This window comes from Limnoglobus sp. (assembly GCF_059499385.1).
This window is the reverse complement of the sequence record NZ_JCABYM010000015.1, coordinates 88,753-112,038: the sequence shown is the minus strand read 5'-3', so window position 1 is coordinate 112,038 and position 23,286 is coordinate 88,753. Positions and strand designations below refer to the sequence as shown.

Annotated in this window: 20 protein-coding genes; 13 read left to right on the top strand and 7 right to left on the bottom strand. The window is 69.8% G+C overall.

Annotated elements, in window-relative coordinates; genetic code table 11:
- Window positions 1-23 precede the first annotated feature (23 nt).
- On the top strand, window positions 24-1,754 hold the full coding sequence (locus tag AC5JJ2_RS02575; RefSeq protein WP_495856394.1) for a fatty acid CoA ligase family protein: 1,731 nt from the start codon (window positions 24-26) through the stop codon (window positions 1,752-1,754).
- Window positions 1,751-2,746, top strand: a complete 996-nt coding sequence (locus AC5JJ2_RS02570) for an NAD-dependent epimerase/dehydratase family protein (protein ID WP_495856393.1) — start codon at window positions 1,751-1,753, stop codon at window positions 2,744-2,746. The genes AC5JJ2_RS02575 and AC5JJ2_RS02570 overlap by 4 nt, the downstream gene beginning before the upstream one ends.
- A gap of 17 nt (window positions 2,747-2,763) precedes the next feature.
- Here AC5JJ2_RS02570 and AC5JJ2_RS02565 read toward each other — a convergent pair whose 3' ends face one another.
- From AC5JJ2_RS02565 to dprA, 3 genes are all read right to left on the bottom strand, one after another.
- Window positions 2,764-4,032 carry an MFS transporter gene (locus AC5JJ2_RS02565; protein ID WP_495856392.1) on the bottom strand — a complete coding sequence of 423 codons (1,269 nt, stop codon included), beginning with the start codon at window positions 4,030-4,032 and terminating at the stop codon, window positions 2,764-2,766.
- 105 nt (window positions 4,033-4,137) lie between these two features.
- On the bottom strand, window positions 4,138-4,986 hold the full coding sequence (locus tag AC5JJ2_RS02560) for a metallophosphoesterase (protein ID WP_495856391.1): 849 nt from the start codon (window positions 4,984-4,986) through the stop codon (window positions 4,138-4,140).
- Window positions 4,987-5,177: 191 nt separating this feature from the next.
- Window positions 5,178-6,344: a DNA-processing protein DprA gene (dprA, locus tag AC5JJ2_RS02555; RefSeq protein ID WP_495856390.1), complete on the bottom strand. Its 1,167-nt coding sequence runs from the start codon at window positions 6,342-6,344 to the stop codon at window positions 5,178-5,180.
- Between the two features lie 169 nt (window positions 6,345-6,513).
- On the opposite strand from dprA, the gene AC5JJ2_RS02550 reads away from it, so the two are divergent.
- The 5 genes from AC5JJ2_RS02550 to AC5JJ2_RS02530 all read left to right on the top strand — a co-directional run bounded on the left by AC5JJ2_RS02550 (window position 6,514) and on the right by AC5JJ2_RS02530 (window position 13,447).
- Window positions 6,514-7,113 (top strand): UbiX family flavin prenyltransferase, encoded by a 600-nt coding sequence (locus tag AC5JJ2_RS02550; protein ID WP_495856389.1) that lies wholly within the window; start codon window positions 6,514-6,516, stop codon window positions 7,111-7,113.
- 223 nt (window positions 7,114-7,336) lie between these two features.
- Entirely contained in the window at window positions 7,337-7,861 is a 525-nt protein-coding gene (locus AC5JJ2_RS02545; protein ID WP_495856388.1) for a YceI family protein, read from the top strand.
- 2 nt (window positions 7,862-7,863) lie between these two features.
- A complete protein-coding gene (locus AC5JJ2_RS02540) occupies window positions 7,864-8,748 on the top strand; it encodes a hypothetical protein (protein ID WP_495856387.1) in 885 nt (294 codons plus the stop codon).
- A 117-nt stretch (window positions 8,749-8,865) separates the two neighbouring features.
- Window positions 8,866-12,102, top strand: coding sequence for an efflux RND transporter permease subunit (locus AC5JJ2_RS02535; RefSeq protein ID WP_495856386.1), 3,237 nt, complete (start codon window positions 8,866-8,868; stop codon window positions 12,100-12,102).
- A complete protein-coding gene (locus tag AC5JJ2_RS02530; RefSeq protein WP_495856385.1) occupies window positions 12,095-13,447 on the top strand; it encodes an efflux RND transporter periplasmic adaptor subunit in 1,353 nt (450 codons plus the stop codon). The genes AC5JJ2_RS02535 and AC5JJ2_RS02530 overlap by 8 nt, the downstream gene beginning before the upstream one ends.
- Here AC5JJ2_RS02530 and AC5JJ2_RS02525 read toward each other — a convergent pair.
- Entirely contained in the window at window positions 13,422-13,652 is a 231-nt protein-coding gene (locus AC5JJ2_RS02525; RefSeq protein ID WP_495856384.1) for a metallothionein, read from the bottom strand. The two genes, AC5JJ2_RS02530 and AC5JJ2_RS02525, sit on opposite strands and share 26 nt — an antisense overlap.
- A 68-nt stretch (window positions 13,653-13,720) precedes the next feature.
- Window positions 13,721-13,912: a hypothetical protein gene (locus AC5JJ2_RS02520; RefSeq protein ID WP_495856383.1), complete on the bottom strand. Its 192-nt coding sequence runs from the start codon at window positions 13,910-13,912 to the stop codon at window positions 13,721-13,723.
- A 123-nt stretch (window positions 13,913-14,035) separates the two neighbouring features.
- On the opposite strand from AC5JJ2_RS02520, the gene AC5JJ2_RS02515 reads away from it, so the two are divergent.
- A complete protein-coding gene (locus AC5JJ2_RS02515; protein WP_495856382.1) occupies window positions 14,036-15,214 on the top strand; it encodes a zinc-dependent alcohol dehydrogenase in 1,179 nt (392 codons plus the stop codon).
- Window positions 15,215-15,451: 237 nt separating this feature from the next.
- Here the strand turns inward: AC5JJ2_RS02515 and AC5JJ2_RS02510 are convergent, their stop codons facing one another.
- Together AC5JJ2_RS02510 and AC5JJ2_RS02505 are read right to left on the bottom strand one after the other, a co-directional pair.
- Window positions 15,452-16,750 carry a DUF1501 domain-containing protein gene (locus tag AC5JJ2_RS02510; protein WP_495856408.1) on the bottom strand — a complete coding sequence of 433 codons (1,299 nt, stop codon included), beginning with the start codon at window positions 16,748-16,750 and terminating at the stop codon, window positions 15,452-15,454.
- 195 nt (window positions 16,751-16,945) lie between these two features.
- Window positions 16,946-19,603, bottom strand: a complete 2,658-nt coding sequence (locus AC5JJ2_RS02505; protein ID WP_495856381.1) for a PSD1 and planctomycete cytochrome C domain-containing protein — start codon at window positions 19,601-19,603, stop codon at window positions 16,946-16,948.
- Between the two features lie 188 nt (window positions 19,604-19,791).
- Here AC5JJ2_RS02505 and AC5JJ2_RS02500 point away from each other — a divergent pair, with 188 nt between their 5' ends.
- The 5 genes from AC5JJ2_RS02500 (at window position 19,792) to dapB (ending at window position 23,186) form a co-directional block, all read left to right on the top strand.
- Window positions 19,792-19,929: a hypothetical protein gene (locus AC5JJ2_RS02500; protein WP_495856380.1), complete on the top strand. Its 138-nt coding sequence runs from the start codon at window positions 19,792-19,794 to the stop codon at window positions 19,927-19,929.
- Window positions 19,930-19,947: 18 nt separating this feature from the next.
- The gene (locus AC5JJ2_RS02495) at window positions 19,948-20,115 is read left to right on the top strand and encodes a hypothetical protein (protein WP_495856379.1); all 168 of its coding nucleotides are present in this window, start codon (window positions 19,948-19,950) and stop codon (window positions 20,113-20,115) included.
- Between the two features lie 103 nt (window positions 20,116-20,218).
- Window positions 20,219-21,613 (top strand): threonine synthase, encoded by a 1,395-nt coding sequence (thrC, locus tag AC5JJ2_RS02490; protein ID WP_495856378.1) that lies wholly within the window; start codon window positions 20,219-20,221, stop codon window positions 21,611-21,613.
- Window positions 21,614-21,639: 26 nt separating this feature from the next.
- Window positions 21,640-22,254, top strand: a complete 615-nt coding sequence (locus tag AC5JJ2_RS02485) for a transposase (RefSeq protein ID WP_495856377.1) — start codon at window positions 21,640-21,642, stop codon at window positions 22,252-22,254.
- Between the two features lie 137 nt (window positions 22,255-22,391).
- The gene (dapB, locus tag AC5JJ2_RS02480; protein WP_495856376.1) at window positions 22,392-23,186 is read left to right on the top strand and encodes a 4-hydroxy-tetrahydrodipicolinate reductase; all 795 of its coding nucleotides are present in this window, start codon (window positions 22,392-22,394) and stop codon (window positions 23,184-23,186) included.
- Window positions 23,187-23,286 lie beyond the last annotated feature (100 nt).

Sequence of the window (23,286 nt, the reverse complement as noted above, 5' to 3'; positions counted from 1 at the left end):
TCGGAACCGATACGATTGACGGCATGGCGAACGTGAACGTGGCGGGCCACCTCGCCCGCATGGCGGCGGCCGACCCGGACCGCCCGGCGATCCACTTCCCCCGCGGCGGCACGGCGGTGACGTTCCGCCAGCTGCACGAGCACACGGACGCGCTCGCGGCCGGGCTGAACGCCGTCGGCGTCGGCCGGGGCACGCGGGTGGCGCTCATGGTCCCGCCGTCGCCGGACTTCTTCGCGCTGACGTTCGCGCTGCTCAAGGCCGCGGCCGTGCCGGTGCTGATCGACCCCGGCATGGGGGTGAAGAACCTCGGCGTCTGCCTCGGCGAGGCGGAGCCGGAGGCGTTCGTCGGCGTCCCGAAGGCGCACCTCGCCCGGCGGCTGCTCGGCTGGGGCCGCCGCACCGTCCGCACGACCGTCAACGTCGGGAACTGGCGGTTCTTCTGCACGCGGTCGAGTCGGGAACTTCCTCTCATTCCGAAGGCCGCGGCCGGGTACGTTCCGCCGAACGTCGATGTGGAAGACGCGGCCGCCATCCTGTTCACCAGCGGCAGCACGGGGGTGGCAAAGGGGGCGGTCTATACGCATGGCATCTTCGCCGCGCAGGTCGAGATGCTGAAAGCCGAGTACGGGATCGCCCCCGGCGAGGTCGATCTGTGTACATTCCCGTTGTTCGCCCTGTTCGGCCCGGCCCTCGGCATGACGTGCGTAATCCCCGACATGAACTTCTCGCGACCGGCGTGGATCGACCCGCGGCGGGTCGCGCCGGACATTGCCCGGTTCGGCGTGACGAACTTCTTCGGCTCGCCGGCCGTGCTGAAGGCGTTCGGGGTGTGGGGACTACAAGGCTGGAAGAAGCCCCGCCCGGCCCCGGCGGCCGACGCGGACGGCGTACATCGGAGCGGCCCGCCGCGGTTCCCGACGCTGAAGCGGGTGATCTCCGCCGGCGCGCCGGCGACGGCCGTGGACCTGGAACGTTTCGCCCGGCTGATCCCGCCCGGCGTGGAGGTGTTCACGCCCTACGGGGCGACCGAGGCGCTGCCGGTGGCGAACGTCGGCAGCCGTGAAATCCTGAGGGAGACGCGGGCACTGACCGACCGCGGGCACGGCATCTGTATCGGCCGGCCGGTCGCGGGAATGACGGTGCGGGTCATCCGCATCTCGGACGAAGCAATCGCCGAGTGGGACGAATCACTCTGCGTGCCGCCCGGCGAGGTCGGCGAGATCGTGGTGCGGGGGCCGGTCGTGACGAGGCGGTACCACAACCGCGACGCGGCGACGCAGCTGGCGAAGATCACCGACCCGACGACGGGCGACGTGCTGCACCGCATGGGCGACGTGGGCTACTTCGACGACCGCGGCCGGCTCTGGTTCTGCGGCCGAAAGTCGCACCGCGTCGTGACGCCGGAGGGGACGCTGTTCACGGACATGGTGGAGCCGATCTTCAACGCCCTGACTTACGCGGTGAGCCGCACGGCACTCGTCGGCGTCGGCGTTCCGGGTACTCAGTACCCGGTACTTTGTTTCGAGCCGGGGGCTTGGGCCAAGATGGGACGGGAAGCGGTGGCGGTGCTGCGGGCCGAGGCCGAGAAGTTCGCCCACACCCGGCGGATCGACACATTCCTCCAGTACGACCGCCTGAGTTTCCCCGTGGACGTGCGGCACAACTCGAAAATCTTCCGCGAGAAGTTGGCCGCGTGGGCGGCCCAAAAACTGAAAGCCCGGCGTCGAACGACGCCGGGCAAGGGGGCCGCATGAAGGCCCTCGTCACCGGCGGCGGCGGGTTTCTTGGCGGGGCGGTCGTGCGGGCGCTGGCGGCCCGCGGCGACACGCCGATCTCGTTCACCCGGTCCCGGTACTCGTGGCTCGACGAGATCGGCGTCCAACAGCGGCTCGGCGACCTGACGGACACGACGGCCGTGGAGCAGGCCGTCGCCGGGTGCGACGTGGTCATCCACGTCGCGGCGAAGGCCGGCGTTTGGGGCCGGTACGCCGACTACCTCGCCACGAACTTCACCGGCACGGAGAACGTCCTCGCCGCGTGTCGGACGCAGGGCGTGCGGAAGCTCGTCTACACCAGCACGCCGAGCGTCGTCCACGCCGGCGACGACATCGAGGGCGGCGACGAGTCGCTGCCGTACGCGAAGCACTTCGACTCGTACTACCCGGAAACGAAGGCGAAGGCCGAGCGGGCGGTGCTGGCCGCGAACGGGACGGAGTTGGCGACCGTGGCGCTGCGGCCGCACCTGATCTGGGGGCCGGGCGACCCGCACCTCATCCCACGGTTGCTCAACCGGGCGAAGCTCGGCAAGTTGAAGCGGATCGGTAGCCGCGAGATCAAGGTGGACGTGACCTACGTGGACAACGCGGCCGACGCGCACGTCCTGGCCGCGGACAAGCTGGACGTGGGTTCGCCCGTCGCGGGGAAGGCGTACTTCATCAGCAACGGCGAGCCGGTGGTGATGTGGGACTTCCTGAACCGCATCCTGGCCGACGCCGGCGTGCCGCCGGTGACGAAGGGCGTCCCCGCGTGGCTGGCCCGGCTGGGCGGGCGGATGATGGAAAACCTGTACGGCCTGTTCAACATCGCCGGCGAGCCGGCGATGACGCTGTTCGTGGCGAAGCAGCTCTCGACCTCGCACTGGTACGACATCTCCGCGGCTAAGCGGGACCTGGGGTACGAGCCGAAGGTGAGTCTCGAAGAAGGGCTGAAGCGGCTCGCCGCGACGTTCAAACCGGCCGGGGCGTAGGCCGGCCGGGCTTGCGATCACTTCCGCGCCGCCAGCACGACCGCCCCGACGAGCATCATCGCGGCCGCGTAGGTCAGTCCGACGCCCCAGCCGAACGCGAGCACGAGCCATCCGACGAGGAGGCTCGCCCCCACGTCGCCGAGGCCGTTGACGACGGCGAGGACGCCGTAGGCCGTGCCGTGCAACTGCTTGTCCGGCACGAGTTCCGCGACGATCGCCGGCTCGAGCGCCTCCTGGATCGCCATGTACACCCCGGCGAGGGCGAACAGCGCGATCCAGCCGAGCCACCAGCCGGGGTTCGTGTTGATGAGCCAGACGAAACCCAACATGGTGAACGCGCCCAGCCCGTAGCCGACGAGCAGCATCTTCCGGTGGCCGATGCGGTCGCCGAGCGCCCCGGCGGGGAACGCGGCGACGGCCTGACAGACGTTCCGCCACGAGTACAGCAAGATGGCGGCGATCGCCCGGTTGAGAGTTTCGGGCGTGAACACGTTCGGCCCGCCCCAGTAGTCGCCCCGCACCTCGACTTGGAAGTGTTGGATCGCGCTCAACATCAACAGGACGTGAGAAAAATCCCCTAGCCCGAACAGCCCGACGGGAACCAAGAACCGAACGTAGCTCCGCGGCAGTTGCTCGATGGCCGCCCCAAGTCTCAATCCCGGTTTCGGCGTGAACCGCTGCTCGCGGACCAGCAGCCAGAACGTGACCGCCGCGCCGAGGCCGGGGAGGAGCGTCAGCCAGAACGCCGACGAATACGTGCCGCGCGGGTCGTAGTTCGGGGCGTTCGGCAACGGAATCTGCCACAGCAGCCACGCCGCGATCAGCGGCCCGAGCACGGCCCCGAGCGTGTCGCCGGCGCGGTGGAAGCCGAACGCCTTGCCACGGTGGGCCGGGTCCACGGCGTCGGTGATGATCGCGTTCCGCAGCGGGCCGCGGATGCCCTTGCCCAGCCAAGCCAGGGACTTCGCGGCCAACACCAGCGGCCACGCCGCGGCGACGGCGCACAGCGCGAACGCGGACCCGGTCAGCGCGTACCCGAAGACGACGAGTGCCTTCCGCCGGCCGATCCGGTCGCTCCACCAGCCGACGACCAGCTTCGCCGCGTTCGACAGGAACTCGGCCGCCGCCTCGATCGCGCCGAGGACCGACGCCGCGTACCCGGCCGGCAGCCCGAGGACGAGCAGGAACGACGGCAGCAGGGCCGTCGCGAGTTCGTACCCCACGTCCGCGAGGAAGCTGGTGAGGCCCGCGCCGACGACCGTGCGATTCAGCCATGGGGACGACATGATTCATTCACCGCAGAAGTCACCCCTATATAGCCGCCGGCTTGCCGGCGGGGTTTGAGGGGTGGTAAAACCCCGCCGGCAAGCCGGCGGCTATATAGTTCGCGTTCACACCACCCCGACGCACGCGACCAGTTGCTCGTGCGTCAGCGGCGCGGTCGCCGGGAACAGCACGTACCCGCCCGGCGACGTGGAGCAGTCGAGCGTCACCTGCTGCGGGTTCGGGACGGTGAACCCCTCGTCCGCCGGGATGTGCCCGGTCACCAGCAGGTCCGCCCCGACCCGTTGCAGGAACGCGGCCGTGTTCTCCGCCGACGTATCCCGGCCCCACAGGATGCCGTACACGTACCCGCCGGGTTGGAGGTCGCGCTCCTCATAGGTCTCCTTCTCCAACTGCGACACGAGGAAGCTACCCAGGTTCTTCGCCGGGATCGACGTGTGGCTCATGAAGACGTGGTTCGGCGTCAGCAGCCCTAGCGGACACGCCTGGAACAGCTCCATGTACGCCCGGTAGATGTCCGGCATCGCCGCCGGGCCGTAGGCCGTCAGGACGCCGCGGCGGAACTGCTCGTTCAGGTCGTCGTCGCCCTTCATGATCTTCCGCCCGGTCCACTGGCCCATCTCGTGGTTGCCCGGCAAGTAGTGGACGCGGTCCGGGAACTGCGTCTTCGCCATCGCGAACAGGTCCACGAGCTGGTGCGACTTCTCGCCGCCGTTCGGGTACGGGAACTTGCCGTGGATGAGTTCTTGTAGAACCATGTGGCGTCGCTTCTGGTTCGCGAGGTCGGCGAGCTTCCAGACGGCCTGGAAGTTCGGGACGTGGCCGTGCAGGTCGCCGGCGACGAGCACGTCGTCGCAGTTCTGGAGGTGGACGAGCCGCCCGACGCGGCCGGGCGTGGCCCGCACCAACTCGACGGCCCGGCGGAGCGTCGCGAGCACGCGGTCCGGCGGCGGCATGGGTGGCTCCGAGAAGAAGTTCACCGCAGAGACGCAGAGAACGCAGAGACAAGAAGAGATCAGAAGTCAGAGTTCAGAAGAGACAGCGGTGTTTCTCTTTCCTCTGTTGTCATATCTCTTGGTCTTTTGAATTCGGGTTTCTCTTCTCGTCTTTCCTCTGCGCACTCTGTGTCTCTGCGGTGAATATTGTTTTACGACCGGCGGCGCTCGTACAGGTTCCCCGGTAGCCGGCGGATGAGCTTCTTCAGTTCCAACTGCATCAGCACGCCCGGCAGCGCATGAATCGGCGTGCCGGTCGCGCGGCTCAACTCGTCCGCGTGCCGCGGCGGGCCGTCGAGCGCGTCCCAGACTTGTTGCTGCACCGGGTCGAGGTTCGTCGGGGCCGGCGGGTCGAACAGCGTCGGCGACGGGGCCGCGGCCTTGCGGGCCGGCGGCGGGTCCGGCGGGGCGATGCCGCGGAGGTCTTCGAGGATGTCGTCCGCGTCGCGGACCAACTTCGCCCCCTTGCGGATCAACTCCAGGCAGCCGGCGCTCGCCGGGCTGTCCACCGGGCCGGGCACGACGAACACCTCCCGCCCCTGCTCCGCCGCGTGATCGACGGTGATGAGCGCCCCGCTCTTGACGTTCGCCTCGACCACCACGACGGCCCGCGACAGGCCGCTGATGATGCGGTTGCGGGCCGGGAACATCCCCGGCTGCGGTTGCACCGACATCGGCGTCTCGGAGATGAGGCAACCCTGCTTGGAAACTTCGTCCGCGAGGCCGGCATGCTCCGGCGGATATATTTTCGCCAGCCCGCCGGCCAGCACCGCGAGCGTCCGCCCGCCGGCGTCGAGTGCCCCGCGGTGGGCCGCGCCGTCGATCCCGCGGGCGAGGCCGGAGATGACCGTCCACCCGGCCCGCGCCAGGCCGCCGGCGATCCGCTCCGCGATCCGCTTCCCGTAACTCGTGCAGGCCCGCGACCCGACGATGCCGACGGCGTTCGCGTCCGCGTCCGTCAGCGTGCCGCGGAGGTACAACAACGACGGCGCGTTCACGAGCGTGGTCAGTCGTTGGGGGTAGCCCCGCTCGCCGAGGACGACGGCTTCCACATGGTGTTGCACGAGGAGTCGGATTTCGGTTTCAACATCGGCGGTGCGGAACGCCGAGGCGAACGACGACGCGAGCTTGTCGCCGATCAGCGGGACGGCCAGCAGCTGGCTCGCGGTGGCGGTCAGGATCGCGGCCGGGGAGCCGAACCGGTCGAGCAGGGCGGCGGTGAGTTTCGGACCGAGGCCGGGGACGAGGGCGAGCTTGAGGTGGTCGCGGAGCGCGGCGGGAATGCCCGAATTCGAGCCGAATTGTGGCTCGTCCGACATGGCGGGACCGGGGGTAAAGTGGGCTTCCGTGCCGGTCGTCCCGTCCGTGGGTTCGCAAATCTTAGTCGCCGGGCGCGCGCGAGGCAACCGATAAATCCGAACGTGGCGAAGATCGCGTTCGTACCGAAGGAGATAGGGCGAAAGATTTCCCGCGAGCGAGGAGAATGTCGTGGCCGCGAGCGATCTGGTGGTGGCGGTGACGGGCGCGAGCGGGTCGCCGTATGCCGTGCGGTTGCTCGACGTACTGCTCCGCGCCGGCCGCACGGTACACCTGACGATCAGTCCGGCGGCCGTCGAGGTGTTCGAGCGGGAGGTCGGCCGAACGATCGCGCTCGACCGGTTCGACCCGGCGCAGTTGCTCGGCGATTCGACCCCGACGGGGCGGTTGCGCTACCACCACTTCCGGAACTTCCAGGCCGGGATCGCGAGCGGGTCGTTCCTGACCGGCGGCATGGTGATCTGCCCGTGCAGCATGGGCACGCTCGCGGCCATCGCGCACGGCCAATCGGAGAATCTGATCCACCGCGCCGCCGACGTTCACCTGAAGGAGCGGCGGAAGTTGATTCTCGTGCCGCGGGAGACGCCGCTGGGGTTGGTGCAGCTGCGGAACATGACCGCGGTCACGGAGGCGGGGGCGGTGGTGTTGCCGGCGATGCCGGCGTTCTACACGCGACCGACGAGCGTGAGCGAGATGGTGGACTTCGTGGTCGGCCGCATCTGCGACCAGCTCGGGGTGTCGGAGGAGTTGGTGGAACGGTGGGGTACGTAGTTCCCTGGGACCGCGGGCGTCCCGCCCGCCCACCTTCACGACAACGGGAACCTGTCTCAAGTGGCTTGGGGCCGCGGCGGGCGAGACGCCCGCGGTCCCAGGGTTGTGATTTCACAGAACCTCTACCGAGGCTTCGCTACACTATCCCCCGGCCGCCGGTGTAAGGCCGGCGGCCCGCCCTGGGTATTCCCCTCACGTCTCGTTCCCCGTTAGGAGTTCGCACATGGTCCGGGTTCTGTTCGCGCTGGCGGTGGCGGTTCTGGTCTCCGGGTCCGCCGCGGCGGCCGACAAGTACAAGCTCGACGGCGACAACACGAAGGTCGAGTTCACCGGCACGAAGAAGGACGGCAAGCACGTCGGCGGGTTCAAGAAGCTCGACGGCACGGTCACCAACGACGGCGGGTGGAAGATCGACGTGACCATCGACACCAACTCCCTCTACTCGGACGACGAGAAGCTGACCGGCCACCTGAAGGCCGGCGACTTCTTCGCCGTCAAGGACCACCCGACCGCGAAGTTCACCACGACGAAGATCGAGAAGACCGACAAGGGCCACACCGTCCACGGCAAGCTGACGCTGCTCGGCAAGGAGCAGGAGATCCACTTCCCGGCCGAGATCACGACCGGCGAGACGTTCACCCTTAAGGCCGAGTTCAAGATCGACCGCACGGCGTTCGGCATGACCTACGGCGAGGGGAAGATCGACAAGGACGTGGCGCTGAAGGTTGACGTGTCCGCGAAGAAGTAACCATGCCACTGCCGCCGACCCCGATCGTGGTGGAGGCCCTCCGGGAGACCGTCGGGCCGCCGTTCCTGATCGGCGTCGGCGTGCTCGTTTTCGCCCGCCTCCTCTTCGGCAAGTCGTCCGCCTCCGTCGCGGCCGTCGTCGCGCTGACCGCCGCCCTAGCGGTCGGGAACTACCAGGTCAATTTGAACCCGAACTGGCAGCCGACCGACAAGCGGCTCACGTGGCTGCCGTGGCTCGCGGCCGTCGGCGCACTCGCGGGCGTCCTGATTCACACGCTGAAGCGGCCGGCCGTCGGGCACTCGTTGTGGGCGTTCGTCGCGGTGATGGCCGTGCTGCGTGTGCTGCCGAAGGACTACCTGTCGAAACCGGAGTGGCACGCGATCCCGCTCCTGGTGTTGGCGTTCATAATTGTGACCGCGGCCGTCGGCTTCGGCCTGATGAAGCTCAGCGAGAAGCGGCCCGGCGCGCTGACGCCGTTCCTGCTCGGCTCGGCGCTGATGGCCGGCGGCACGGTCATCATCCACGCGCACTCGAAGTCCCTGCTCGACGTGGCGTCCCTCGGCGGGATGTGCCTGTTCGGGGTCGCGGCCGTCGCTGCCGTCACGAAGGGGGACGCGGGGGCGGTGTTCCCCGGCGCGGCGTTCCTGCTGACCGGCACGCTCGTCGCCGGCCAGTACGAGACGTACAGCAACGTGCCGACGGCGGCGTTCGTGCTCCCGGCCGTGGCCCCGCTGTTGGCGCTCGTCGGCCTCGTCCCGGCCGTGGACCGGCTGTCCCCGCGGGTGCGGTTCGCGGTCGTGGCCGTGCCCACGCTCGTCGCGCTGGCCGTCGCCGTCGGGCTGGCAATGGCGAACGAGTCGCTGGCGTTCGGGGACGAGGGGTACTGACGGTGCGGTCGGAAGGCCCGCGGCCCCGGAATCGTGGCGGTACTCCATTTCCCGACACTACCCGCCGCCCGCCGCCGGTGTTTTAATCAGCACTACCCCTCACCGCTGGAAGCCGCGATGAACCCGATCTCGGTCGCCCTCCGCCGCCCGGTCACGGTCCTCGTACTCGCCCTCGGCACGGCGTTCGCCGGGTGGCTGGCCTACTCGCGAATGAAGGTGGACATCTTCCCCGCGCTCAACCTGCCGGTCGTGTACGTCTGCCAGCCCTACGGCGGGATGGACCCGCAGCAGATGGAAGGGCTGATCGCCAACTACTACGAGTACCACTTCCTCTACATCGGCGGCATCCACCACGTCGAGTCGAAGAACGTCCAGGGCATGTCCCTGATGAAGCTGTTCTTCCACCCGAACACGGACATGGCCCAGGCGATGGCCGAGACGGTCGGGTACGTCAACCGCAGCCGCGCGTTCATGCCGCCGGGGACGGTCAACCCGTTCATCATGCGGTTCGACACCGGCAGCGTTCCGGTCGGCTACCTCGTGATGTCGAGCGAGACGAAGACCATCGGCCAGATTCAGGACCAGGCCCTGTTCAAGGTCCGGCCGATGTTCGCGGCCATCGAGGGGGTGTCCGCCCCGCCGCCGTTCGGCGGCAGCCAGCGGACGGTCGTGGTCCGGGCCGACCCGGACCGCCTGCGGGCCTACGGCCTGTCCGCCGACGACGTGGTGAACAAGCTGACCGAGGGGAACACGATCGCGCCGTCCGGCCAAATCCGCGACGCGACCCGGATGCCGCTCGTCCCGACGAACGCGATGGTCGTCAACCCGGCCGACCTCGGCACGATCGAGGTGAAGCCCGGCGTGTTCCTCCGGGACGTGGTCCGCCGCGACCCGGTGACGGCCCGGCCGCTGATCGACGACGCGACCGACGTGCCGACCGGGTACGCCCTGGTGAACGGCAAGCGGGCGGTGTACATCCTCGTCACGAAGCGGGCGAACGCCAGCACCCTGGACGTGGTGAACAACGTCCGGGCGAACCTCGGCAAGATGCAGGACGAGCTGCCGCCGGACATCAAGGTGAGCTTCGAGTTCGACCAGTCCCCCTACGTGACGAACGCGATGAAGGGCGTCGCCTTCGAGGGACTCCTCGCCGCGCTGCTGGTCGGGCTGACGGTTCTCGTCTTCCTGCGGGACTGGCGGAGCGTGATCGTCGTCGTCTTGAATATCCCGTTCGCGCTCGTCGCCGCGCTCGTGGCCCTGTGGCTGACCGGGCAGACGATCAACCTCATGACGCTCGGCGGCCTCGCCCTCGCGGTCGGCATCCTCGTGGACGAGGCGACGGTCGCCGTCGAGAACGTCCACGTCCAGATGGGCCGCACACCCTCGGTGGCGCTCGCGGTCTGGCGGGGCGTCGCGGAGACGGCCGTGCCACGGCTGCTCGCCATGCTCTGCGTGGTGGCCGTGTTCATCCCGGCGTTCGTCATGGAAGGCGCGGCCCGCGGGCTGTTCCTCCCGCTCGCGCTGGCCGTCGGGTTCGCGATGGTCGCCAGCTACGTCCTGTCCAGCACGTTCGTCCCGGTCCTCTGCGTCTGGCTGTTCCAATCGCGGAGCGCGGATCGCGGAGCGCGGAGTGAAAGCGGAAACGGCCACGCGATGTGGAACGCCGTCGTCGCCGCGCGGTGGCTGCTCGTGCCGGCGTACCTCGTGGCGGCGGTCGGCGTGGTCCTACTCCTCGGCCCGCGGCTGGGGATGGAAATCTTCCCGCAGGTGGACGCCGGGCAGTTTCAGCTCCGCCTCCGCGCCCCGACCGGCACGCGGATCGAGCAGACGGAAGCGATCACCCAGGAGGCCCTGCGGTTCATCGGCGACGAGGTCCGCGCCGCCGGGGGCGAGGTGGACCTGACGCTCGGGTACGTCGGCGTCGTCGCGTCCAGCTACCCGATCAACGCCGTCTACCTCTGGATGGGCGGGCCGCACGAGTCCGCGATTCGCGTCGCACTCAAGCCCGGCCCGGTGCGGCTGGAGGCGCTGAAGGCGACGTTGCGGGAGAAGCTGCCCGCGCACCTGGAGGCGTGGACGGCGGCGAAGTGGGAGGCCGACGGGCTGCCCGCGGACGTGGCCCGGCGGCGGGCGAAGGACATCCGCGTGTCGTTCGAGCCGGCCGACATCGTCAACGAGGTGATGAGCTTCGGCTCGCCCACGCCGGTCGAGGTGCAGGTGGCCGGGGCGAACGTCGCGGCCAGCCGGGCCCACGCCGAGAAGGTGCGGGCCGAGTTGGAGAAGGTCCCCGGCCTGAAGGACGTGCAGTACGCACAGCCGCTGGACTACCCGACGGTCGAGGTGGTGGTGGACCGCGAGCGGCTGGCCGCGACCGGCGGCACGGCCGCGGACGTGGCGCGGGCGGTGACGCCGTTCACGTCGTCCAGCCGGTTCACCGTGCCGAACTTCTGGCGGGAGCCGACCTCCGGCATCGGCTACCAGGTGCAGGTCGAGGTCCCGTTCACCCTCGTGAACACGGCGAAGGACTTGGAACTCATCCCGGTGTCCGCCCCCGGCGCGGACCGGGTTCTGGTGCGGGACGTGGGCGCGGTGAAGGAGGGCACGATGCCCGGCGAGTACGACCGGTACAACATGAAGCGGGTCGTGACGCTGACGGCGAACCTCCAGGGCACGCACCTGGGCGAGGTGTCCGAGCGGCTGAAGGACGCGTTGAAGGCCGTCGGCGACGCCCCGAAGGGCGTGACGGTGGACGTTCGCGGGCAGGTGACGCCGTACCGCGAGTTGTTCGGCGGGCTGACGTTCGGCCTGGCCGTCGCCGTCGTCGTGATCGCGCTGTTGCTCACGGCGTACTTTCAATCCCTTCGCCTCGCGTTCGTCGCCGTCGCGCCGGTCCCGGCCGTGCTCGCCGGGGTCGTGGTCGCGCTGCTCGTCACCGGCTCGACGCTGAACCTGCAATCGTTCATGGGCGCGATCATGGCCGTCGGCGTCGCCACGGCGAACGCGATCCTCCTCGTGACGTTCGCCGAGCGGGCGCGGGTCGCCGGGCAGTCCGCCCGCGCCGCCGGGGTCGAGGGGGCGCGGTCCCGCGTCCGGCCGATCCTGATGACGAGCCTCGCGATGGTCGCCGGCATGGTCCCGATGGCCCTCGGCGTCGGCGAAGGCGGCGACCAGACCGCGCCGCTGGCCCGCGCCGTCATCGGCGGCCTCGTCGCCGCCACGCTCACGACGCTGTTAGTGCTGCCGGCCGCGTTCGCCCTCGTGATGGGCCGGGCGTCGGCCGCGTCCGCGTCCCTCGACCCGTTCGACCCGGCCAGCCGCCACTTCACCCCCGCCGCGGAGACCCCCGATGCGTAACGGCCTCTTGCTCCTCGTCGCGGTCGCCGCCGGCTGCAACCGCCAACCGCCGGCCCCGCCCCCCGCGGCCGCGGCCGCCTCAACGATCACGACCGTGAAGCCGGAGCGGAAGCCGGTGAAGCGGACGGTCGAACAGCCGGGCACGGTGCAGGCGTTCGAGGAGGTCGTGCTGTTCGCGAAGATTCCGGGGTACGTCCGCGGCCTCGCCGCCGACCCGGACAAGGCCGCGCTCGCCGCCCACGACCGGTTCATCGACATCGGCAGCCGGGTGAAGAAGGACCAGGTCCTCGCCGAACTCTCCGTGCCGGAGCTGGAGGAGGAGTTCAAGCAGAAGGAGGCGACCGTCCGCCAGTACGAGGCCGAAGTCGTGCAGGCGAAGAAGGCGCTCGCGGCCGCGACGGCCGGGGTGGCGTCCGCCAAGGCGATGGTGGCGGAGGCGAAGGCCGGGCTGACGCGGACGCAGGCGCTGTACGACCGGTGGCAGTCCGAGGCGGCCCGCGTCGAGCGGCTGGTGGCCGGCGGCGTCATCGACTCGCAGACCCGCGACGAGACGCTCAACCAGTTCAAGGCGGCCGAGGCGAGCAAGGCCGAGTCCACGGCGAAGGTCACGACCGCGGAGGCGGCGGTCGCGAAGGCGCAGGCGGACGCGGACAAGGCGGTCGCCGACGTGACGGCGACGGAGGCGCGGCTCGACGTGGCGAAGGCCGACGGGCGGCGGGTGGACGCCCTCCGCGGGTACACGCGGGTGAAGGCCCCGTTCGACGGCGTCGTCACCCGCCGGGCCGTCGCGACCGGCGACTTCATCGCCGCGGACGGCAAGCACGGCCTGTTCGCCGTCGCCCGCACCGACCCGGTCCGCGTCGTGATTCAGGTTCCCGAGGCCGACGCCGGGCTGATCGTCGTCGGCCAGCAGTTGAAGCTGACGCTCCCGACTTCTTCCGCCGCCGGGGAGACGGGGACGGTAACGCGGACCTCGTGGTCGCTGGAGCCGGGGTCGCGGACGCTGCGAGCGGAAGTCGATCTGCCGAACGCGGCCGGGGCGGTACGGCCCGGCATGTACGCCTACGCCCGGCTGACGGTCGAGCTGCCGGCCGAGTGGAGCGTGCCGGCCGCGGCGATCGGGAAGATCAACGACGAGCCGGTCGCGTACCTCGTCGAGGACGGGAAGGCCGTCCGCGTGGCTGTGCAGTTGGCCCGCGGCGACGCCCAGGTCACACAGGTCCGCCGGTACAAGAAGGCGGCCGCGGCCGACTGGACGCCGTTCGCCGGGACCGAGACGCTCGCGACCCCAGCGGCCGCCCTGACGGACGGCCAGGCCGTCACGCCCGGTCCTTCAGCCCGGTGACGCCGACCTTCTTCGCGCAGTGGGCGCAGCAGTAGATCGTGCCGCCCTCCTCGACGCCGTGGCCGACGACCCGGCAGCCGCAGTGCCCGCACTTCGGGGCGAGGGCGTGGATGGCGCACTCGAACGAGTCGAACGTGTGTGCCCCGTCCGCCGCCGTGACGGTGAACGCCTTGTCGTAGTCGTTGCCGCAAACTTCGCACTTCATCGTCAGCCCTCCGGTTCGGGAACGGTAAGTTTTCAGCCGGAAACCGGGCAGCGGACTGCTCGGCCGTGTTACTCGTCCGGCGTCGCGCCGGGCACGTCGCCGTCCTTCTTCCCGCCGCGGGCGATGTCCTTGCCGGTGGCGATCCGCTCGCCCCGCTCGGCGGCCGGCTCCTTCGCCGCCGCCTCGGCCGCGGCCTCGTCGTCCGTCTGTTCGCCGGGCCGCTTCTTCGGCGGCGGCTCCTTCGTCGGCTTCGGGTCCATGACGTTCCCCCGGTGTTTTCCCCCCCTGTCGGGAGCAACCGTCATGCCGCCGATGCCGGCGCGGCCGGCACATCCGTTGCTGCCCCTCGACTTTCCCCTCGCCCGTCCCCGATGGAACTCGTCATGAAAGCGCTCTGCTGGCACGGGACCGGAGACGTGCGGATCGACACCGTGCCCGACCCGAAGGTTCAAGACCCCCGCGACGCGATCCTCAAGGTCACGACAACCGCCATCTGCGGGTCCGACCTGCACCTGCTGGACGGGTACGTCCCGGCGATGGAGTCCGGCGACATCCTCGGTCACGAGTTCATGGGCGAGGTCGTCGAGACCGGCAACGCGGTCACGAACCTGAAGAAGGGCGACCGCGTCCTCGTGCCGTTCTGCATCGCGTGCGGCAGCTGCTTCTTTTGCAAGAAGGGGCTGACGAGCTGCTGCGACACGTCCAACCCGAAGCCGGAGATGGGCACGCAGATGATGGGCCACGCCCCGGCCGGGCTGTTCGGGTACTCGCACCTGACCGGCGGCATCCCCGGCGGGCAGGCCGAGTACGTCCGCGTCCCGTTCGCCGACTTCGGGGCGTTCAAGGTTCCCAACGGCCTGCCGGACGAGAAGGTGCTGTTCCTGACGGACATCTTCCCGACCGGGTACATGGCCGCGGAGAACGCCGACATCGAGCCGGGCGACACGGTCGCCGTGTGGGGGTGCGGGCCGGTCGGCCAGTTCTGCATCAAGAGCGCGTGGATGCTCGGGGCCGGCCGGGTGATCGCCATCGACCACGTCCCGGAGCGGCTGGAAATGGCCCGGACGCAGTGCCGGGCGGAGACGATCAACTTCCTGAAGGTCGAGGACAGCGTCTACGACCGGCTGCAACAGATGACCAACGGCCGCGGGCCGGACCGGTGCATCGACGCCGTCGGGGCGGAGGCGCACGGGACCGGCAGCACGCCGGCCGTACTCGACCGGGTCAAGGCGGCCGTCGGCCTCGGCACGGACCGGCCGGCGGCCCTGCGGCAGGCGGTCATGGCCTGCCGCAAGGGCGGCACGCTCTCGATCCCCGGCGTGTACGTCGGGTTCGCGGACAAGTTCCCGATCGGCGCGCTCATGAACAAGGGCGTCACCGTCAAGACCGGGCAAACGCACGTCCACCGCTACCTCAAGCCGCTGCTCGAGCGAATCGAGAAGGGTGAGATCGACCCGTCGTTCGTCATCACGCACCGGCTGAAGCTGGCGGACGCGCCGGAGGCGTACAAGACGTTCCGGGACAAGAAGGACAACTGCATCAAGGTCGTGTTGAAGCCGTGACCGGCGGCCCGACTTCCGAAGTCCGGCTTCGACTTCGGAAGTCGAGCGGGGCCAGCACCGACGGACGAGGAGGGACGCGCCTGCGGGGGATCGACTTCCGAAGTCGAAGCCGGACTTCGGAAGTCGAGCGGGGCCAGCCCCCTGCGGGAAGGGAGAGACACCACTGTGGGAGGATCGACTTCCGAAGTCGAAGCCGGACTTCGGAAGTCTAGGTTTTTCTTCCCGCGCCCCTGCCGCTTACCCGAGCAACTCCTTGATGACCGACCCGCCGAACTGCGAGAGCTGCTTGAACCGGCCGCCGTGGAAGTACGTCAGTTTCGTGTCGTCCAGGCCGAGCAGGTGCAACAGCGTGACGTGTAAGTTGCGGACGTGGTGCTTGCACTCGACCGCCTCCGCTCCCAACTCGTCCGTCGCGCCGACGGTGTGCCCCGCCTTCACCCCGCCGCCGGCGAGCCAGACCGTCATCGCCTTCGGGTTGTGGTCGCGGCCGAACGCCGTGCCCATCCGCACGCCGTTGTCCGGGCTGCGGCCGAACTCGCCGGCCCAAACCACGAGCGTGCTGTCGAGCAGCCCCGTCCGCTTCAAGTCCGCGATCAGCCCGGCGATCGGCCGGTCCACGCGGGCCACCAAGTTGCCGTGCGCCTTCTCGATGTAGTCGTGGCTGTCCCACGTCCCGGCGTAGACCTGCACGAACCGCACGCCCTGTTGGACCAGCCGCCGGGCGAGCAGGCAGCGGCGGCCGAACGCGTCCGTCGGCTCCTCGCCGACGCCGTAGAGGGCCTTCGTCTTCGCGTCCTCCTTCGACAGGTCGAGCAGCCCCGGCACGTCGGCCTGCATCCGGAACGCGAGTTCGTAGCTGGCCATCCGGGCCGCGAGGTCGTCCCGCCCGCCGCGGTCGGCGGCGTGGGCGGCGTTCAACTTCCCCAAGAGATCGAGGTTCGCCCGTTGGTCCGCCGGCGTGACGCCCGGCGGCGGGGCGAGGTCGAGGATCGGCGCGCCGGCCGCCCGCAGCGGCGTGCCCTGGAAGTCGGCCGGGAGGAACCCGTTGCCCCAGTTCGCGGCCCCGCCCTGCGGGTAGCTCACCTCCGGCAGCACGACGAACCCCGGCAGGTTCTGGTTCTCTGTGCCGAGGCCGTAGGTCACCCACCCGCCGACGGCCGGGTCGCCGCCGAACCGGTTGCCGGTGTTCATCTGGTACATGGCCGTCGGGTGGTTGACGGAATCGACCTGACAGCCGCGGTAGAAGCACAGGTCGTCCGCGACGCCGGCGAGGTGTCGCCAGTTGGCGGCGATGTCCGCCCCGGACTTCCCGGCCTTCGCGAACTTGAACGGCGACGCGACGTAGTACCGCTTCCCGCCGGACATGGCCGACTGCATCTTGTCCGTGCGGGTGAACTCCTTCAGGTGCAACTTCGCGAGCATCGGCTTCGGGTCGAACGTGTCGATGTGGCTCGGCCCGCCTTCCATCATGAGGAAGATACACGCCTTCGCCTTCGCCGGGACGTGCGGCCGCTTCTTCTCGGCGGCGTGCAGCATGGCGGAGAACGCGAGGCCGCCGACGGACGCGCCGAGGCCGTAAATCGCTTCGCGGCGGGAGAGGGTCACGGTCGGGTCCTCACGTAGGTCAGCCTTTCCAGGCTGACGGGCTTCTCGTCGCAGGCAGCTACCTACAACGGGAGGGAGCGCCCTGGGGCTCTGAACGCGAGTCAGCCTGGAAAGGCTGACCTACGGTCAGTCCAGGTACGCGAACTCGTTCGCGTTGAACAGCACCAGGCACACTTCCATCAGCCCGCGGGTGCGGGCGTCGGCGTCGGCCGGGTGCGGGTCCGGGACGAAGTCGGCCGCGGCGTCCAGCGGCTCCGTGTACCGGAACGACACGCCGGTGTTCTCCTCCACCGCCTCGCGGACCACCTCCGTCGGCCGCTTCGGCTTCGCCAGGTTCAACCCGGCGTGGCGGGCCGTCATCTTCTCCCAGTGTTTCAAGCACGTTTCCCGCTCGTCGGCCGTCGGTGTCCGGCCGAACGCGGCGTGGAAGGCGGCAGCGATCGCGCCGTCGTTCGTCTTCGTGACGGCCACCAGCCGGGTGGCGAACGCCAGCGCCCGTGCCCGCGTCGCCTCGGCGTTGAATAGGGCGAACGCCTGCGGGGCGGTCGTCGAAACGTCGCGGGCCTCGCACGGCGAATCGGCGACCGGGGCGTTGAACACGTCCAACAGGGGGTCGCGGACGCCCCGCAGCTTTAGCGCGTACAGCGTGCGGCGATGTCGCTGCTCCGGCTTCGGCGACGGCTCCCAGGCCGGGGCGAACGTGCCCATCACCTGCCGCGGCTGGAACGCCACGTCCGGGTTCAGCTCCGGCCGCACGGGGACGCCGCCGACCGTGCGGGTCAGCTCCCCGGACACGGCGAGCAGCGCGTCGCGGAGTTCCTCCGCCGCCAGCCGCCGCGGGCGGAACGCGGCGTACAGGTCGCCCCCCGCCTTCGGGTCCGGGTGGCGGGAGGAGCGCCGGTACGCCTCGGACAGCAGGATCGTCTTCTGAAGTTTCTTCACCGACCACCCGTTCGCCACGAACTCGGCCGCGAGCCAGTCGAGCAACTCCGGGTGCGTCGGCTTCTTACCCGTGGTGCCGAAGTTGTTCGGGTTCCCGGCGAGCGGCGTCCCCATCGTCCACTGCCAGACGCGGTTGGCCATGACCCGGGCGGTCAGCGGGTTCTTCGGATCGACGACCCACTTCGCCAGCGCCGCCCGACGACCTTCCGTCTCGTTCGGAATTGCGGCATCTCCCGCCGCGCTGACGACGCCGGGCGATACCTCGTCCTTCGGGCTGAACGGGTCGCCGCCGCCGAGGATGTGCGAAACCTCCAGCGTGCCCGCGGCCGGGTTCTTCGGCACGCGAAACGGCGCGTAGATCGCCTTCACGTCCGGCGTGCGGCCCGAGTACACCGACAGCGCGACCGGCTCGTACCGGTCGAACTCCCACTTCAGCCGCTCCAGCCCCTTGCGGGCGATTCGCTCCAGCCCCAGGTCGGCCGGCGAAAGGAACTCGTGCCGCGGCGGCTTCTCGCCCTTCTTGTCCGGGTTCGCCGCCGCCCACTGCTTCCGCGCCGCGGCCTCCGCCTCCAGGATGCGCTTCAACTCCGCTTCGAGCCGCTCTTGCCGCGCGACGAGGTACTTCCGTTCGTAGAACTCGCGGACGTTCTCATTGGGAAGGAACGCGGCCGGCCGCTCGGCGAGCTGCGTCGTCGCGAACGCGGCCTGGATGCGGTAGTAGTCCCGCGTCGGGACCGGGTCGAACTTGTGGTCGTGGCAGCGGGCGCACTGGAGCATGTGGCCGAGGAACACCTGCCCGGCGGTGTCGGTCACGTCGTCCAGGAACCGTTGGCGGGCGACCTTCGCGACCTCCATGCCGGTCAGCTCCCACGCCCCCATCCGCAGGAACCCGACGGCCACCAGCGCCTCCGGGTCGGCCGGCGCGACCTCGTCCCCGGCGAGTTGTTCGGTCACGAATCGGTCGTAGGGCTTGTCCGCGTTGAAGCTCCGCACGACGTAGTCGCGGTAGCGCCAGGCGTTGCCGCGGTCGTAGTCGTTGGCGAACCCGGCCGAGTCCGCGTACCGCGTCAGGTCGAGCCAGTGCCGGGCCATCTGCTCGCCGTAGTGCGGCGACGCGAGCAGCCGGTCGATGAGTTTCTCGTAGGCGGTCGGCGACGTGTCGGTGACGAAGGCGTCGATCTCTTCCGGCGTCGGCGGCAGGCCGGTGAGGTCGAACGTGACCCGGCGGGCCAGCGTGCGGCGGTCGGCCGCCGGGGCCGGGGTCAGTTTGGCGGCACGCAGCTTCGCGGAAATGAAGCCATCGACCGTCGCTCCGGCCGAAGCCTTCCGGAGCGGTTGGTACGCCCACAGGTCTTCGGGCTTGTACGTCCGGTTCGTCCAGTCCGCCGATAGCTCGCCGCTCGTCTTCACCCGCACGCCGGCGGTCTGCTCGGCCGCGACCAGCTCCGCGATGCGCTCGGCCGACGGCCACGGCGCGCCGCCGTCGATCCAGTCGCGGACCGCGGCGGCTTGTTCGGCCGTGAGCTTGTCGTTCTCCTTCGGCGGCATCGCGGCGACGGCCTTGTCCGTCCGTAGGATCGCACGGTAGATCGCGCTCTCCGCCGCCTTGCCGGGCACGAACCCCGGCTCGCCGCTGTCGCCGCCGGCGAGCAGCTTCTCCCGCGTCGTCAGGTCCAACCCGCCCTTCACCTTTTCCGCGTCCTCGCCGTGGCAGGCGAAGCACTTCGCCTTCAGCGCCGGCAGCACGCGGGTGGCGAACGCCGCCTCGGCCGACGGCTTCGGCGGGGCCGCGGCGACGGGGCCGGCGGTGAGCAAACCGGCGATCCACACGAGCGCGCGCATCGGGTTGTTCCTGGGAGGTTCTTCCGTTGTACCCGCCGCCGGGCCGTCCGGTCAACGGGGCTGGGTCCGATCGAACGACCGCCGCACGGTTCCTGGGGTGGCCGCGGGCGGCCCGCGCGGGCTACTTTAGAAGTGGAGACTGCCCGCCCTTCGCGGCAGCCCGGTCCTCATTCCACGGGAGATCGTTCATGTTCCTTCGATTGTGCCTGCTCGGCACGCTGGCCGCGGCCGGGTGTTCGGGGTCGTCGTCCCCGCCGCCGACCGCCGCGAGCACCCCGAGCCAAGCCCAACCGGCCCACGCCATCCTCGTCCCCAACATGACCTGAGGGGGGTGCGCCGCCTCCGTGCGAGGCGCTCTGACCGAAGCCGACGGCTTCACCAACGTCCAGACCGACATTCCCAACACGACCTGCCGGTTCGACTACGCCAAGTCCGAGGCCGACCTGACGGCCAAGCTCGACGAACTCGCCAAGACGAACTCCCACATCCGCGACTGGAAGAAGAAGGAGTGACCGCCGCCGCGGCCGGCGCGGTGCCGCGCCGGCCGCCATCTCGCAACCCCCACCGCGTTCGCTAAAACGACAGTCGTTTGCGACCTTCTCCCGGTGGGCCACGATGTCCGACGCCGTCTTCCAACGCTGCATCCACCCGCACTGCGGCCACACCGCCGACCTCGCGGACACGAGCTTCCAGTGCGCCAAGTGCGGCGGCCTGTACGACGTGGCCTACGACTGGGACCGACTGCCCGCGCCCACGTCCTTCAAGCACTTCGAGGCGAAGTGGGCCAACCGCACCGACCCGCTCGACTTCTCCGGCGTCTGGCGGTTTCGCGACCTGTTCCCGTTCGCCCCGCCGGACCGGGTCATGACCATCGGCGAGGGGCAGACGCTGCTGCAACGCGCCGACCTCGTGGCGAAGTACGCCGGGATGCGGCCGGGGACGGTGTTCCTCCAGTACGAGGGGATGAACCCCAGCGGCAGCTTCAAGGACAACGGCATGACGGCCGCGTTCACCCACGCGCAGATGGTCGGGGCACGGCGGGCCGCGTGCGCCAGCACCGGGAACACCAGCGCGAGCCTCGCCATTTACTGCGCCGCGACGAACCTGATGCGGGCTGTCATCTTCATCGGCAGCGGGAAGATCAGCTACGGGAAGCTGTCGCAGGCGCTCGACTACGGGGCGCTGACGGTGCAGATCGCCGGCGACTTCGACGACGCCCTGCGGCGGGTGCAGGAGGTGTCGAAGCAGCTCGGCATCTACCTCGTCAACAGCGTCAACCCGTTCCGCCTCGAGGGGCAGAAGTCGGTCATGTACCGCATCCTCGAGGCGCTGCGGTGGGAGGTCCCGGACTGGATCGTCGTGCCGGGCGGGAACCTCGGCAACGTGTCGGCGTTCGGCAAGGCGTTCTTCGAGCTGAAGGAACTCGGCCTGATTACCCGCACGCCGCGGCTGGCGCTCATCAACGCGGCCGGGGCGGACACGTTCTATCAACTTTACGAGAAGAACGGCGTCCGGTGGAACGCCGGCCGGCCGGACGCGGGGAAGATCAACGCGTACATGAAGTACCTGGACGACGCGGACAAGCGGGCCGACACGCTGGCGAGCGCCATCGAGATCAACCGGCCCGTGAACCTGCCGAAGGCGCTGCGGTCTCTTGAGAAGTGCGGCGGCGTGGTGCGGGAGGTGACGGACCAGGAGATCCTCGACGCGAAGGCGAAGATCGGGGCCGGCGGGTTCGGCTGCGAGCCGGCCAGCGCCGCGAGCGTGGCCGGGCTGCTCAAGCTCGTGAAGGAGGGCGTGATTTCGCCGGACGAGCGGGTAGCGTGCGTGCTGACCGGGCACGTGTTGAAGGACCCGGACGCGACGGTGGCGTACCACACGGCCGACCCGGCAACCTTCGAGGCGAAGCTCGGCAAGCGGGGCGTCCGCCGGGCGGGGTTCGCGAACCGGGCGGTGCAGGTGCCGAACGACCTGAGCGAGATCGTGAAGGCGATCGAGTTGTACGCCTAGGCGAACGGCACGGCGTGAGCGTGCCGGTGGACCACAATCGCCCACACCGGCACGCTCACGCCGTGCCGTTCGCCGAGGCCCAGATGGACCGGTACTGGCTACTGACGTGGCGAACGTATGGGACGTGGCTGCCGGGCGAGCACGGCTTCGTGTCCGACTTCCGGAATCCGCTGGGGCAGAAGGTATTGCTCAACGTGCCGGGAGAACTGCCGGCCGATGCGATGCCGCGGTTGGCGGCGTACTCCGCAGACATCATGGACGAAACCGCGGTGCGATTCGACCTCGCCCAAGCGACGGCGATTTCGGAACAACTGCGCGAGACGGCACGATTCCGCCGCTGGCAGGTCCTGGCGCTGGCCGTAATCCCAGACCACGTCCATGTGGTGGTCGGCGTCCCAGGCGATCCGGACCCCGAGAAACTCTTGGTGGACTTCAAGGCGTGGTGTACCCGCCGGCTGAACCGGGAATGCGGCCGTCGCAAGCACTGGTGGGTGGAATCCGGCTCCCGGCGGAAGAAGGACACGCCCGAAACCATCCGTGCCGCCGTCGAATACGTTCGGGACCAGCCGGGCGCGCTAGTCGTCTGGCTGGACCCGCGGGTGACAACCCGGCTCGCCGAGTTGGCGAACGGCACGGCGTAAGCGTGCCGGTGGCCCACAGCGTGCCGGTGAGCCACCACCGGCGAACGGCACGGCGTAAGCGTGCCGGTGGCCCCACGAGCCGCGCCGCCCCACACCGGCACGCTTACGCCGTGCCGTTCGCCAGGAGACACCCCCCGATGAAGACCACCCTCGCCATCCACGGGGCCTGCGGGCGGATGGGCCAACGGCTCGTCGCCCTCGCGGCTGAAGACCCGGCGCTGCACGTCGTCGCGGCCGTCGATTCGCCGAAGCACCCCCGCGTCGGCCACGACGCCGGGGAGGTCGCCGGCGTCGCGAATCTCGGCGTGCCGGTCACGGCCGAGATTCCGCTGTCGGCCCGCGTCGATTGCGTCATCGACTTCTCTGCCCCGGCCGGCACGATGGGCATCCTCAAGGCGTGCGTGGACCGGAAGCTGCCGCTCGTCATCGCCACGACCGGGCTGGAAGCCGAACACACGAAGGAGATCGCCGAGGCCGCGCACGACACGGCGATCCTGCTGTCGCCGAGCATGAGCCTCGTCGTGAACATCCTGTTCAAGCTGACGAAGCTGACGGCCGAGGCGCTGGCGAAGCAGGACTTCGACGTGGAGATCGTCGAGCGGCACCACCGGTTCAAGAAGGACTCGCCCAGCGGCACGGCGGCCCAGTTCGCGAAGATCGTGCAGGACGCGATGAAGCAGGAGAAAATCCTGCACGGCCGGGAGGGGATCGTCGGCGAGCGGCCGCACGGCGAGATCGGGATGCACGCCGTCCGGGCCGGGGACAACGTCGGCGAGCACACGATCATCTTCAGCACGCTCGGCGAGACGATGGAGCTGGTCCACAAGGGGTACAGCCGGGACAGCTACGCCCGCGGCGCGTTGGCGGCGGCGAAGTTCCTCGCCGGCAAGCCGGCCGGCCTGTACACGATGGCCGACGTGCTGGGACTGTGAGGACGCAACCCGGCGAGCCGAGCCGCGAAAGCGGCCGGGTGTGAGAGTTACGCACACACCCCGCCGCGTTAGCGGCGCGGCTCGCCGGTGCCTACGTTAC